The organism is Nocardioides sp. B129/18, from assembly GCF_055282735.1.
The window spans coordinates 16,638-30,026 of sequence record NZ_JBUZJI010000020.1 but is presented as its reverse complement, the minus strand read 5'-3'; the positions used below and the strand labels follow the sequence as shown (position 1 = coordinate 30,026).

At 71.6% G+C, this 13,389-nt stretch carries 16 protein-coding genes; 15 read left to right on the top strand and 1 reads right to left on the bottom strand.

Features of this window, described 5'->3' with window-relative positions:
• The first annotated feature begins 33 nt into the window (after positions 1–33).
• The 13 genes from secY (at position 34) to ACZDWJ_RS14050 (ending at position 10,218) form a co-directional block, all read left to right on the top strand.
• A complete protein-coding gene (gene secY / locus ACZDWJ_RS14110) occupies positions 34–1,347 on the top strand; it encodes a preprotein translocase subunit SecY (RefSeq protein ID WP_463521732.1) in 1,314 nt (437 codons plus the stop codon).
• Between the two features lie 2 nt (positions 1,348–1,349).
• Positions 1,350–1,925, top strand: coding sequence for an adenylate kinase (locus ACZDWJ_RS14105; RefSeq protein ID WP_463521730.1), 576 nt, complete (start codon positions 1,350–1,352; stop codon positions 1,923–1,925).
• 6 nt (positions 1,926–1,931) lie between these two features.
• The gene (map, locus tag ACZDWJ_RS14100; protein WP_463521728.1) at positions 1,932–2,756 is read left to right on the top strand and encodes a type I methionyl aminopeptidase; all 825 of its coding nucleotides are present in this window, start codon (positions 1,932–1,934) and stop codon (positions 2,754–2,756) included.
• Positions 2,757–2,878: 122 nt separating this feature from the next.
• On the top strand, positions 2,879–3,868 hold the full coding sequence (locus ACZDWJ_RS14095; protein ID WP_463521726.1) for a TerC family protein: 990 nt from the start codon (positions 2,879–2,881) through the stop codon (positions 3,866–3,868).
• A 69-nt stretch (positions 3,869–3,937) separates the two neighbouring features.
• Positions 3,938–4,981 (top strand): LLM class flavin-dependent oxidoreductase, encoded by a 1,044-nt coding sequence (locus ACZDWJ_RS14090; protein WP_463521724.1) that lies wholly within the window; start codon positions 3,938–3,940, stop codon positions 4,979–4,981.
• Between the two features lie 303 nt (positions 4,982–5,284).
• A complete protein-coding gene (infA, locus tag ACZDWJ_RS14085; RefSeq protein ID WP_026145687.1) occupies positions 5,285–5,506 on the top strand; it encodes a translation initiation factor IF-1 in 222 nt (73 codons plus the stop codon).
• Positions 5,507–5,532: 26 nt separating this feature from the next.
• Positions 5,533–5,646, top strand: a complete 114-nt coding sequence (gene rpmJ, locus ACZDWJ_RS14080; RefSeq protein WP_008361054.1) for a 50S ribosomal protein L36 — start codon at positions 5,533–5,535, stop codon at positions 5,644–5,646.
• A gap of 177 nt (positions 5,647–5,823) precedes the next feature.
• Positions 5,824–6,198, top strand: a complete 375-nt coding sequence (rpsM, locus tag ACZDWJ_RS14075) for a 30S ribosomal protein S13 (RefSeq protein WP_224128348.1) — start codon at positions 5,824–5,826, stop codon at positions 6,196–6,198.
• Positions 6,199–6,274: 76 nt separating this feature from the next.
• A complete protein-coding gene (rpsK, locus tag ACZDWJ_RS14070) occupies positions 6,275–6,682 on the top strand; it encodes a 30S ribosomal protein S11 (RefSeq protein ID WP_179531991.1) in 408 nt (135 codons plus the stop codon).
• Between the two features lie 29 nt (positions 6,683–6,711).
• Positions 6,712–7,320 carry a 30S ribosomal protein S4 gene (rpsD, locus tag ACZDWJ_RS14065; protein WP_463521718.1) on the top strand — a complete coding sequence of 203 codons (609 nt, stop codon included), beginning with the start codon at positions 6,712–6,714 and terminating at the stop codon, positions 7,318–7,320.
• A gap of 134 nt (positions 7,321–7,454) precedes the next feature.
• Positions 7,455–8,471, top strand: coding sequence for a DNA-directed RNA polymerase subunit alpha (locus ACZDWJ_RS14060; RefSeq protein WP_463521716.1), 1,017 nt, complete (start codon positions 7,455–7,457; stop codon positions 8,469–8,471).
• A 150-nt stretch (positions 8,472–8,621) separates the two neighbouring features.
• Positions 8,622–9,215 carry a 50S ribosomal protein L17 gene (rplQ, locus tag ACZDWJ_RS14055; protein ID WP_463521714.1) on the top strand — a complete coding sequence of 198 codons (594 nt, stop codon included), beginning with the start codon at positions 8,622–8,624 and terminating at the stop codon, positions 9,213–9,215.
• Positions 9,216–9,312: 97 nt separating this feature from the next.
• Positions 9,313–10,218: a PfkB family carbohydrate kinase gene (locus tag ACZDWJ_RS14050; RefSeq protein WP_463521712.1), complete on the top strand. Its 906-nt coding sequence runs from the start codon at positions 9,313–9,315 to the stop codon at positions 10,216–10,218.
• A gap of 21 nt (positions 10,219–10,239) precedes the next feature.
• On the opposite strand, the gene ACZDWJ_RS14045 is transcribed toward ACZDWJ_RS14050, so the two are convergent.
• Positions 10,240–11,916, bottom strand: a complete 1,677-nt coding sequence (locus ACZDWJ_RS14045; protein ID WP_463521710.1) for an NAD(P)/FAD-dependent oxidoreductase — start codon at positions 11,914–11,916, stop codon at positions 10,240–10,242.
• Between the two features lie 28 nt (positions 11,917–11,944).
• On the opposite strand from ACZDWJ_RS14045, the gene truA reads away from it, so the two are divergent.
• Both truA and ACZDWJ_RS14035 read left to right on the top strand, forming a co-directional pair.
• Entirely contained in the window at positions 11,945–12,766 is an 822-nt protein-coding gene (truA, locus tag ACZDWJ_RS14040) for a tRNA pseudouridine(38-40) synthase TruA (protein WP_463521708.1), read from the top strand.
• Positions 12,763–13,362, top strand: a complete 600-nt coding sequence (locus ACZDWJ_RS14035; RefSeq protein ID WP_463521706.1) for a class I SAM-dependent methyltransferase — start codon at positions 12,763–12,765, stop codon at positions 13,360–13,362. The genes truA and ACZDWJ_RS14035 overlap by 4 nt, the downstream gene beginning before the upstream one ends.
• The last annotated feature ends 27 nt before the right edge of the window (positions 13,363–13,389 follow it).

Genomic DNA, 13,389 nt, shown 5'->3' with positions numbered 1-13,389 from the left:
CTTCTCACTCGTGTGGAGAAAGAGGATCTGCTCGTGCTAGGCGCCTTCGCCAACGCTTTCCGGACGCCCGACCTGCGGCGCAAGCTGCTGTTCGTCCTGCTGATCATCGTCATCTTCCGGGCGGGCTCGCAGATCCCCGCGCCCGGCGTGAACGTCGGCAACGTCCAGGCGTGTCTCGACATCACCAAGAACGGCGACAACGCCGGGCTCTACAACCTGGTGAACCTGTTCTCCGGCGGCGCTCTGCTCCAGCTGACGATCTTCGCGCTCGGCATCATGCCGTACATCACCGCGAGCATCATCCTGCAGCTGCTGGTGGTCGTGATCCCGCGCCTGGAGGCCCTGAAGAACGAGGGCCAGGCCGGTCAGACCAAGATCACGCAGTACACCCGCTACCTCACCCTCGGCCTCGCGCTCCTGCAGGCCACGGGCATCGTCGCGCTCGCTCGCGTCCCCGGACGCCTGCTGCAGGGCTGCGACCGCCCTCTGCTGCACTCCGAGGGCACCGAGACCTTCCTCGTCATGGTCGTCACCATGACCGCCGGCACCGCCGTGATCATGTGGCTCGGCGAGCTCATCACCGAGCGCGGCATCGGCAACGGCATGTCGCTGCTGATCTTCACCCAGGTCGTCGCGACCTTCCCCTCCGCCATGTGGCAGGTGGCCCAGCAGGAGGGCTGGTGGACCTTCGGCGTCGTCATCGCCATCGGCCTGGTCATCATCGGCGCGGTCATCTTCATCGAGCAGGCCCAGCGCCGCATCCCGGTGCAGTACGCCCGCCGCATGGTCGGGCGCCGCATGTTCGGCGGCAGCTCCACCTACATCCCGCTCAAGGTCAACCAGGCCGGCGTCATCCCGGTCATCTTCGCCAGCTCGCTGCTGTACCTGCCGGCGATGGCGGTGCAGTTCAACCAGAGCTCGACCAACCCGCCGGGCTGGGTCGACTGGATCAGCAAGTACTTCGTGCGCGGCGACCACCCGCTCTACATGATCGCCTTCTTCCTGCTGATCGTGTTCTTCTCCTACTTCTACGTGTCGATCACCTTCAACCCGCAAGAGGTGGCAGACAACATGAAGAAGTACGGCGGCTTCATCCCCGGGATCCGGGCGGGCAAGCCGACCGAGGACTACCTGTCCTACGTCCTGTCCCGCATCACGCTGCCCGGATCGCTCTACCTCGGCATCATCGCGCTGATCCCCCTCATCGCGTTCGTGCTGGTCGGTGCCAACCAGAACTTCCCGTTCGGCGGCACCTCCATCCTGATCATGGTCGGTGTCGCACTCGACACCGTGAAGCAGGTCGAGAGCCAGCTCCAGCAGCGCAACTACGAAGGATTCCTTCGCTGACAATGAGACTGATCTTCATGGGCCCGCCTGGCGCGGGCAAGGGCACCCAGGCCACCTTCGTCGCCGAGCACTTCGGCATCCCCGCGATCTCCACCGGCGACATCTTCCGTGCCAACGTCGGGCAGGGAACGCCGCTGGGCATCGAGGCCCAGCGCTACATGGACGCCGGCGAGTACGTGCCCGACGAGGTCACCAACCGCATGGTCCGCAACCGCATCGACGAGCCCGACGCCGAGAAGGGCTTCCTCCTCGACGGCTACCCGCGCACCCTCGCGCAGGTCGAGGAGCTGGACGGGATGATCGCCTTCACCGGCCACCGTCTCGACGCCGTCGTCGTGCTGACGGTCGACGAGGACGCCATCGTCCAGCGTCTGCTGCAGCGCGCCGTCACCGAGGGTCGCGCTGACGACACCGAGGACGTCATCCGCCGGCGCCAGGAGATCTACGCCGAGCAGACCGAGCCGCTCATCGAGGTCTACCGCGAGCGCGGCCTCCTCCACGAGGTCGACGGCCTCGGCGAGGTCGCCGAGGTCAGCCAGCGCATCTTCGACGCGCTCGACGGACTCTCGGAGAGCTGACCCGACGTGGGCTGGCGTGACCGCGGTCTGGAGATCAAGTCTCCCGACCAGCTGCTGCTGATGCGGCGCGCCGGCCTCGTCGTGGGCCGCACCCTCGAGCTCCTGCGCGGGCAGGTGCGGGCCGGCGTCAGCACCGCCGAGCTCGACGCCCTCGCCGAGGAGTCGATCCGCTCCTCGGGCGCGACGCCCTCCTTCCTCGGCTACCACGGCTTCCCGGCGAGCATCTGCGCCTCGGTCAACGACGAGGTCGTCCACGGCATCCCCGGCGGACGCGTGCTCGAGCCGGGCGACGTCATCTCCATCGACTGCGGCGCGATCGTCGAGGGCTACCACGGCGACGCCGCCATCACCGTCGGCGTCGGCGAGGTGCGCCCCGAGGTCGCCACGCTCATCGAGGTCACCGAGGACGCCCTGTGGCACGGCATCGCCGCCGCGCGCGTCGGCGGCCGGGTCACCGACATCGGCCACGCCGTCGAGACCCACGTCCGCGGCCGCGGCGAGTACGGCATCCTCGAGGACTACACCGGCCACGGCATCGGCACCGCGATGCACCTCGAGCCGTCGGTGCCCAACTACGGCAAGCCGGGCCGCGGCCCGCGCCTGGTGCAGGGCCTCGCGCTCGCCGTCGAGCCGATGGTCACCCTCGGCACCAAGCACACCGACACCCTCGAGGACGACTGGACGGTCGTCACCACCGACGGCTCCTGGGCCGCCCACAGCGAGCACACCTTCGTGCTCACCGACGCCGGCGCCTGGGTGATGACCGCGCTCGACGGCGGCGAGGAGCGGCTGACCGCCCTCGGCGTGCCCTTCGGGCCGCTCGCCGACTGACCTCGGTCGTGCGCCGCGGCCCCACCCGCGCGTGGGGGAGCGGGCCCGCGGGTTCGGTCGGGCACGGCGACGCCGGATAGGTTGGTGCGGCCTCACCGACCGACCCCCTCGAGAGGATCCCCGTGGACGTCGCCCCCTGGTTGTGGTGGACCACCGTGCTGGTCACCACCGCCGTCCTGCTCTTCGACGTGTTCGTCATCGGACGCCGTCCGCACGAGCCCAGCACCGCCGAGACCACGCGCTACCTGGCGCTCTACCTGGGCCTGGCGGTGGTCTTCGGCATCGGCGTGTGGATCTTCGCCGGCGGCCGCTACGGCGGCGAGTTCTTCGCGGGCTGGCTCACCGAGTACTCGCTCTCGGTCGACAACCTGTTCATCTTCATCGTGATCATGACCAAGCTCGGGGTCCCACGGCAGTACCAGCAGACGGCGCTGCTCGTCGGCATCGTCATCGCCCTGGTGCTGCGCGGCATCTTCATCGGCGTCGGCGCGGCGGCCATCGAGCAGTTCAGCTGGGTCTTCTACCTCTTCGGCCTCTTCCTCATCTACACCGCGGTGAAGCTGGCCCGCGACGACGACGAGGACGGCGAGTCCTACGACGAGCCGCGCCTGGTGCGCTACGCCCGCAAGCACCTGCCGCTCACCGAGGAGTGGAACGGCGTCAGGCTGACGGCCAAGGAGGCCGGCAAGCGGGTGCTGACGCCGATGTTCGTCGTCGTGCTCTCGCTCGGCCTGACCGACCTGCTCTTCGCGCTCGACTCGATCCCGGCCATCTACGGCCTCACCAGCGAGCCGTACCTCGTCTTCACCGCGAACGTCTTCGCGCTCATGGGCCTGCGCCAGCTCTACTTCCTCATCGGCGACCTGCTCCAGCGCCTGGTCTACCTCTCCTACGGCCTGGCGTTCCTGCTGGCCTTCATCGGCGTCAAGCTGATCCTCCACGCGCTCCACGAGAACGAGCTGCCCTTCATCAACGGCGGCGAGCACGTGGGCTGGGCGCCGGACGTCCCGATCTGGCTCTCGCTGGTGGTCATCATCGGCACGCTGGTGATCACGGCCGTCGCGAGCCTGGCCAAGGACCGCGCCGATCGGCGCAAGGGCGCCGCGGCCTGAGAGCCGCGCCTCGTGCACCACGGGCCGACGTCGGGAATCCGGCGTCGGCCCGTGGCGTTGGAGACGGTGATGACTCGCACGCCACAGCTCTCCGTCCTCGACCTGGTGCCGGTCCGCAGCGACCAGACCAGCGGTGACGCGCTCACCGCCAGCACCTCGCTCGCCCGCACCGCCGACGCCCACGGCTACCACCGCTACTGGGTCGCCGAGCACCACAACATGCCGGCCGTCGCCGCCACCAACCCGCCGGTCCTCATCGGCATGCTCGCCTCGGCCACCGAGCGCATCCGCGTCGGCTCCGGCGGCGTCATGCTGCCCAACCACGCGCCGCTCGTCGTCGCCGAGCAGTTCGCGCTGCTCGAGGCGGCCTTCCCCGGCCGCATCGACCTGGGCATCGGGCGGGCGCCGGGCACCGACCCGATCACCTCGATGGCGCTGCGCCACGGGGCGGGCGGGGTCCCCGACGACCTCGTCGCCCGCTTCCCGCAGTACGTCGACGAGGTCCGCGCGATGCTCTCGCCCGAGGGCGTCGCGGTGAGCGTGCACGGCCGCAGCCAGGCGCTGCGCGCCACCCCGCAGGCCGCCGGCGTCCCGCAGGTCTGGCTCCTCGGCTCCTCGGACTACTCCGCGCGGCTGGCCGCCGAGACCGGCACCCCGTACGTCTTCGCCCACCACTTCTCCGGCCAGGGCACCGCGGAGGCCCTCGAGCTGTACCGCTCGAGCTTCCAGCCCTCGGCCGAGCTCGCCGAGCCGCGCACCCTGCTGACGGTCAACGCCGTCGTCGCGGACACCCACGACGAGGCTCGCCGCCTCGCGCTCCCGCAGCTGCTCACCATGCTGGCCCTGCGCACCGGCGCCCCGCTGGGCCCCGGGCGCCTGGTCGAGGAGGCCGAGAAGGTCGAGCTGGGGGAGGGGCAGCGCGAGATCGTCGCCCGGATGGCCCAGCGCTGGATCATCGGCGACGCCACCGAGGGGCGCGCCGCCGTCGCCGAGCTGGCCTCGCGCTTCGGCGTCGACGAGGTGATGATCAACCCGGTGGCCGGCGCGTTCGTCGGCACCGAGCCAGCCACCGCGCCGGCGCGTCAGCGCACCCTCGAGCTGCTCGCCGCCTGAGCGCCGGGCCCGCCAGGCACCCCCACGGCGGCACCGGGGAGGACGTCGATTCGTCTTCCGCGCCGTCCCCGCCATAGACTGGCGTGTCGGCCCAACGTGGGTCTGTCGCGCGTCGCCTCACGGCTGCCCGCCCCGACGACGTCCTCGCCCCGTGCGAGGACCGCTCCCGGGTCGGGCGAGACGTCCGCACGGATCCTCGAGGTCCACCGGCGACACCCGTCGCCGGAGGTTCCCGGGCCACCCGGAGCACGCCGTGCCCCGGTCGCACCACGGTAGACACCGAACGAACAGATTGTGGAGGACATGCCGAAGAAAGAAGGCGTGATCGAGCTCGAGGGCACCATCACGGAGGCCCTCCCCAACGCCATGTTCCGCGTCGAGCTGAGCAACGGCCACAAGGTGCTCGCCCACATCAGCGGCAAGATGCGCCAGCACTACATCCGGATCCTCCCCGAGGACCGCGTGGTGGTGGAGCTCTCGCCGTACGACCTCACCCGAGGTCGCATCGTCTACCGCTACAAGTAGCCGACACCAGCAGAGAGGGGACCTTCGTGAAGGTCAACCCCAGCGTCAAGAAGATCTGTGACAAGTGCAAGGTGATCCGTCGCCACGGCCGCGTCATGGTGATCTGCGAGAACCCGCGCCACAAGCAGCGTCAGGGCTGATCGCCCGGGCCGCCAGGCCCGCACAACTGAACACCTCCACATCGTGATCGCTTCACCGCCGCGGCGGTGAGCACCTCCGGAGCAGAGGCCGGAGCCCGACGTCGTCGGGACGCGACACGACCGACACCTCTGTGAACGACTCGGAGGGCAGCCGCCCTCCCGGAAAGGCCACCTACCATGGCACGCCTCGTCGGTGTCGACCTCCCGCGCGACAAGCGCATCGAGATCGCACTCACCTACATCTACGGCATCGGCCGTACCACCGCCCAGAAGCTGCTCGCCGAGACCGGCGTCAGCCCGGACCTCCGCGTCCACCAGCTGGGCGACGACGAGCTGGTCAAGCTCCGCGACGCCATCGAAGCCTCCTACAAGATCGAGGGCGACCTCCGTCGCGAGGTCCAGGCTGACATCCGTCGCAAGATCGAGATCGGCAGCTACCAGGGTCGCCGCCACCGCATGGGCCTCCCGGTCCGCGGTCAGCGCACCAAGACCAACGCGCGCACCCGCAAGGGCCCCAAGCGCACGGTCGCCGGCAAGAAGAAGGCCAAGTGATCCCTCGCCACCCGGCGAGCCGTTGATCACCGCCTCTCGATCTCACTCACAGACCAGCTGATTCAGGAGTTCACTGATGCCTCCCAAGAGCCGCTCCGCGGCCGGCGCCAAGAAGGTGCGCCGCAAGGAGAAGAAGAACGTCGCGCAGGGCGAAGCCCACATCAAGAGCACGTTCAACAACACCATCGTCACCATCACCGACCCCACCGGTGCGGTGATCTCGTGGGCCTCCGCCGGCACCGTCGGCTTCAAGGGCTCGCGCAAGTCCACCCCGTTCGCCGCGCAGATGGCCGCTGAGGCCGCCGGTCGCCGGGCGATGGAGCACGGCATGAAGAAGATCGACGTCTTCGTGAAGGGCCCGGGCTCGGGCCGCGAGACCGCGATCCGCTCCCTGGGTGCCATCGGCCTCGAGGTCGGCACCATCCAGGACGTCACGCCCACGCCCCACAACGGCTGCCGCCCGCCCAAGCGCCGCCGCGTCTGACCCGGCACCCAGAACAGGAGACTTGAGAAATGGCCCGTTACACCGGCCCCATGACCCGCAAGTCGCGCCGTCTCGGCGTCGACCTGGTGGGTGGCGACGCCGCCTTCGAGAAGCGCCCCTACCCTCCCGGCCAGCACGGCCGCGCGCGGGTCAAGGAGAGCGAGTACCGCAACCAGCTGCAGGAGAAGCAGAAGGCCCGCTTCACCTACGGCGTCCTGGAGAAGCAGTTCCACCGCTACTACGTCGAGGCGGCCCGCCGCTCCGGCAAGACCGGTGACAACCTGCTCCAGCTGCTCGAGACCCGTCTCGACAACGTCGTCTACCGTGCCGGCTTCGCCCGCACGCGTCGTCACGCCCGCCAGCTCGTGGTCCACGGCCACTTCCTGGTCAACGGCCACAAGGTCGACATCCCGTCGTACCAGGTCGCGGCGCACGACATCATCGACGTGCGCGAGAAGTCCCTGGAGATGACCCCCTTCATCGTGGCTCGCGAGACCCACGGCGAGCGCGTCGTCCCCGCCTGGATCGAGGCGCTGCCCAACCGCATGCGCATCCTGATCCACCAGCTCCCCGTCCGGGCCCAGATCGACATCCCGGTCCAGGAGCAGCTCATCGTCGAGTACTACTCGAAGAAGTGATCTGACGACGTCGTCCTCGGCCTGTGCGCAGGCCGGGGACGACGTCGACTCGCACGGCCTGCAGCACCTCCCTTTCCACCACCTCGCAGTTCGGGTCCCTCAAATAGCGGTCGGGCCCGGAAAGGACACCACCAGTGCTCATCGCACAGCGCCCCACCCTCTCGGAAGAGTCCGTCGACACCTACCGCTCGCGGTTCGTCATCGAGCCGCTCGAGCCTGGCTTCGGCTACACGCTGGGCAACTCCCTGCGCCGCACGCTCCTCAGCTCCATCCCCGGCGCCTCGGTCACCAGCATCAAGATCGACGGCGTGCTCCACGAGTTCTCGACCATCGAGGGCGTCAAGGAGGATGTCACCGAGATCATCCTCAACCTCAAGGGCCTGGTCGTGTCCTCCGAGCACGACGAGCCGGTCACCATGTACCTGCGCAAGTCCGGTGCCGGCGACGTCACCGCCGCCGACATCGCGCCGCCGGCCGGCGTCGAGGTGCACAACCCCGACCTGGTCATCGCGACCCTCTCGGAGAACGGCAAGCTCGAGATGGAGCTCGTCGTCGAGCGTGGCCGCGGCTACGTCTCCGCGGTCCAGAACAAGGGCGCCGACAACGAGATCGGCCGCATCCCGGTCGACTCCATCTACAGCCCCGTGCTGAAGGTGACCTACAAGGTCGAGGCGACCCGAGTCGAGCAGCGCACCGACTTCGACAAGCTGATCATCGACGTCGAGACCAAGCCGTCGATCCAGCCCCGCGACGCGCTCGCCTCGGCGGGCAAGACCCTCGTCGAGCTCTTCGGCCTGGCCCGTGAGCTCAACGTCGAGGCCGAGGGCATCGACATCGGCCCCTCGCCGGTCGACGAGCAGCTCGCCGCGGACCTCGCCCTGCCGGTCGAGGACCTCCAGCTGACGGTCCGCTCCTACAACTGCCTCAAGCGCGAGGGCATCCACACCGTGGGCGAGCTCATCAGCCGCTCCGAGCAGGACCTCCTCGACATCCGCAACTTCGGTGCGAAGTCCATCGACGAGGTCAAGGCCAAGCTCCACGAGATGGGCCTCTCGCTGAAGGACTCCGCTCCGGGCTTCGACCCGCACGCCGCCCTCGCCGCCTACGGCGACGACGACGACGACGCGTTCGTCGAGGACGAGCAGTACTGATCCACCCCTGATGCATCCCCGTCCGCCGCGGGCCTGAGCGCCCGCGGCGGACGAACCCCCCCGCCGCGAGATCGCCTCGGGGGCTGACAAATCGGCCCGCACGGGTCGTCTACCCCGGTACCTGACACGGCCGGAGAGAAGAGAAGCAGCATGCCCACTCCCAAGAAGGGCGCCCGCCTCGGCGGCAGCCCGGCGCACCAGCGCCTCATCCTCTCGAACCTCGCCACGTCGCTGTTCGAGCACGGTCGCATCACCACGACCGAGGCCAAGGCCCGCACCCTGCGCCCGCTGGCGGAGAAGCTGATCACCAAGGCCAAGAACGCCCACAACGGCGAGGCCCCGCTGCACAACCGCCGCGAGGTCCTCAAGGTCGTGCGCGACAAGAGCGTCGTCCACACGCTCTTCACCGAGATCGCCCCCACCTTCGCGGAGCGTCCCGGCGGCTACACCCGCATCACCAAGATCGGCCCCCGCAAGGGCGACAACGCCCCCATGGCCGTCATCGAGCTCGTCACCGAGGCCTACGCGCCGAAGCCGGCCCGCCCGGCGAAGTCCGCCCCGGCCGCCGCTCCCGTCGAGGAGCCGGCCGCCGAGGAGACCGAGGTCGCCACCGAGGCCGACGTCACCACCGAGGCCGACGCCGAGGAGACCCTCGAGACCGAGGCCCCCGTGGTCGAGGCCGCCGAGGACGCCGAGGCCCCGGCCGAGGAGAGCACCGAGGACAGCACCGAGGACAAGGCCTGATCGCAGGCCCCTCCGCACGTCGACGACCGGCGTCGCCCTTCGGGGCGGCGCCGGTCGTCCGCGTCCGGGCCCGCTCGCGGTGTGGTAGACCCTGCGCATGCAGTCGTACGCGCTCGTGGTCGGTGAGGCCCTCGTCGACGTCGTCCATGCCGCGGACGGCTCGGTGCGCGAGCACCCCGGCGGCAGCGCGGCCAACGTCGCGGTCGCCCTGGCGCGGCTCGAGCGGCCGGTGCGCTTGGCCAGCGCCTACGCCGAGGACGCCTACGGGCGCCTGATCGCCGCCCACCTCGCCGCCGACGCCGTCGCGTCGGGCAGCGACCCCCGCGTCGTCGCGCGCACCTCCAGCGCCACCGCCACGATCGGCCCCGACGGCGCGGCCAGCTACGTCTTCGACCTGGAGTGGCGCCTGGGCGAGGTCTCCCTCGACCCCGCGCCCGTCGTCGTCCACGCCTGCTCGCTGGGAGCGGTCGTCGAGCCCGGCGCGGCCCAGGTGGCCGCCGTCCTGGAGCGCGCGCGGACCCTCACCACCGTGAGCTACGACGTCAACGCGCGCCCGGCGGTCACCGGCACCGGCCCCGACACCGTGGCCGCGGTCGAGCGGATCGCTCGCCTGGCGCACCTGGTGAAGGCGAGCGACGAGGACCTCGAGGCGCTGTGGCCCGACCTCGGCGTCGACGGCGCGGCCGCCCACCTGCTGGCCCTCGGGCCGCGCGCGGTGGTCGTCACCCGGGGCGGATCGGGCGCCACCTGGTACGCCCCGGAGGGACGCGTCGACGTCGCCTCGCGCCCCGTGCAGGTGGCCGACACCATCGGCGCCGGCGACACCTTCGGCGCCGCGCTCCTCGACGGCCTCTGGGACGCCGGCCTCCTCGGCGCCCCCTGGGACGCCGCCCCTGCGCTCGACCCCGCCGCCGTGGAGTCGCTGCTGGCTCACGCGGCCCGCGCCGCCGCCGTCACCGTCTCCCGTCCCGGCGCCGACCCGCCCTACCGCCGGGAGCTGTGAGGCGGGGTCAGGCCTCGCCGCTCACTCCGGCGCGAGGTGGGCGTGGATGAGCGAGACGACCGAGGCGCCCTCGCCGGCGGCCGCGGCGACCCGCTTCATCGAGCCGGCGCGGACGTCGCCGACGGCGAAGATGCCCGGGACGCTGGTGGCCAGGCTCTCCGGGGGCAGGCCCCCGCTCCAGTGGTCGCGGGGGACGTCGCGGCCGGTGAGCACGAAGCCGTCGTCGTCGCGGGCGACGGCGTCGGGCAGCCACGCCGAGCAGGGGTCGGCGCCGAGCAGCAGGAACAGGCCGCCGGCGGGGACGCGCTCGGGCTCCCCGCCGCCGACCGGGGCGAGGTCGAGCCAGGCCAGCCGGCCGCCCTCGCTGCCGCCGTCGGCGACGACGGTGCCCGGACGCACGTGGATGCGGGGGCTGTGCTCGATCTCGGTGATGAGGTAGGTCGACATCGTCGCCTCCAGGCCCGAGCGGCGCACGACGACGGTGACCGAGCGGGCGAACCGCGCGAGGTGCACGGCGGCCTGGCCGGCGGAGTTGCCGCCGCCGACGACGTAGACGTCCTGGCCCTCCATCTCGCGGGCCGCGGTGAGCGCGGCGCCGTAGTGCACGCCCGCGCCGACGAGGTCGTCGATGCGATCGACGCCGAGCGAGCGGTAGGCGGCGCCTGCGGCGATGACGACCGCGCGGGCCGGCACGTCGCCGCCGTCGGTGTGCACGACGTGGGTGCCGTCGGGCTGGGTGGTGAGGCCCGCGACGGGCCAGCCGGTGCTGAACTCGGTGCCGAAGCGCAGCGCCTGGTTGCGGGCGCGCATCGCCAGCCGCATGCCGGAGATCCCGCGCGGGAAGCCGAGGTAGTTGCGGATCATCGAGCTGGTGCCGGCCTGGCCGCCGATCGCCTCGGACTCCAGCACCACGCACGAGACGCCCTCGGAGGCGGCGTAGACGGCCGCTGCGAGCCCCGCCGGACCTGCGCCCACGACGCACACGTCGACGACGCCGTCGACCCTGATCTCGCCGGGGACGCCGTAGAGCGAGGTGGCGACGTCGCGCACGGTGGCGTTCTGGATCGATGCGCGGGTGGGCGACCACACCAGCGGGTAGACGGGGTCGTCGGGGAAGTGCGAGCGCACGGCCACGCCGGCCTCGGAGTCGGGGTCGTAGACGCGGTGCGGCATGCCCATGCGGTCGAGGTAGTCGCGGATCGCGAGCACCTGGCCGTCGCGGTGGGGGCTGACGATCTTCACCGCCACGACCTCGGGGTCGGGCACGGTGGAGCCCCAGTCGGAGAGCAGGTCGCTGATGGCGTTGTGGAACTCCTCGTCGCGCACGCCGCGCGGCAGCAGCAGGTAGGCGTCGTACTTGCCCGAGGCCATGCCCGGGCGCAGGCCGGGGGCGTCGGCGAGGAAGCGGTCCCAGTGGGCGGCGATGACGCGGCGCGCGGTCGGCACCAGGGTGCGCCAGTGGCCGAACGCCTCGAGGACGTGGGCGTCGGGCAGCGTCGAGGTGGTGACGAACAGGGCGACGTGGACGCCGGCGGCGCGCTGCGCCCGGGCCACCTCGGTGGCCTCGGCGCACGAGGAGGCGTGCAGGAGGGTGTACTCCGCGGCGTAGCGGGCGAAGGCTCCGGCGAGCTCCTCGCCGTGCTCGGCGGAGACCAGGACGAGGGCCGGCGCGCTGCCGGGGACGGGGGCCGCACTCACGACCGCCACGGTACGGGAGGATGGGTGCGTGCGGCTCCGGATCGACCTCGCCTATGACGGCACCGACTTCCGCGGCTGGGCCTCCCAGCCCGGCCTGCGGACGGTGCAGGGCACCCTCGAGGACGCGTTGGCCACGGCCCTGCGCGCCGAGGCGCCCTCCACCGTGTGCGCCGGCCGCACCGACGCCGGCGTCCACGCCCGCGGCCAGGTGGTGCACCTCGACGTCGAGGACGCCGTGCTCGGCGACCTGCCGCTGGAGTCCCTGCTGCGTCAGCTCAACGGGATCCTGCCCGACGACGTGCGGCTGCGCGGCCTGCGCGCCGCCCCGGCCGACTTCGACGCCCGCTTCTCCGCGCTCTGGCGCCGCTACGCCTACCGGGTCGCCGACGACCCCGCCGCGCTCGATCCGCTGCGCCGCAGCCACGTGCTCGCCTGGCCGCGCCCGCTCGACGTCGCGGCGATGAACGAGGCCTCCGCGCTGCTGCGCGGGCGCCACGACTTCGCGGCGTTCTGCAAGCGCCGCGAGGGCGCCACCACGATCCGCACCCTCGAGGAGCTCCACTGGACCCGCGAGGACGACGGCCTGCTGGTGGGCCGCGTGCGCGCCGACGCCTTCTGCCACTCGATGGTGCGCTCGCTGGTGGGCTGCCTGCTGGCGATCGGCGAGGGCCGCAAGCCGGTGCCCTGGGCGGGGGAGATGCTCACGGTCACCGAGCGGTCCTCGGCGATCGGCGTCGTCCACGCCCACGGGCTGACGCTGGAGGAGGTCGCCTATCCCGACGACGCCGACCTCGCCGCCCGCTCGGTGCAGACCCGCGCCCGCCGCACTGCCGAGGAGGTCGTCCGATGAGCGACGAGCACTACTTCACCGCCGACCCGTCGGTGGCCTTCACCCGCGCCCCGCTCACCGCGCGGGTGTGGGACCTCGAGCTCGAGCTGGTCTCCGGCTCGGGCGTCTTCGCCCAGGGACGCCTCGACGTCGGCACGGCCGTGCTGTTCCGCGAGACGCCTCCGCCCCGCGCCGACCGGGTGCTCGACCTCGGCTGCGGCTACGGCGTCATCGGCCTGGCGATCGCGGCCCACGACCCCGCGGCCCGGGTGACCTCGGTCGACGTCAACGAGCGCGCGCTCCTGCTGACGCGGGAGAACGCGGCGCGCCTGGGCGTCGAGGACCGCCTCACGGCCTGCCTGCCCGACGAGGTCGACGACGACGCCCTCTTCGACGAGATCTGGTCCAACCCGCCGATCCGCATCGGCAAGGAGGCGCTGCACGCGCTGCTGCTGCGCTGGCTGCCGCGGCTGACGCCCGAGGGCCGCGCGGTGCTGGTGGTCGGCAAGAACCTCGGCGCCGACTCCCTCCAGCGGTGGCTGGGGGAGCAGGGTCACCCCGCCACCCGGATCGCCAGCGCCAAGGGGTTCCGGGTGCTCGAGGTGCGTCGGGGCTGACCCGCTCCCCGGACGGGCCGGACGCAG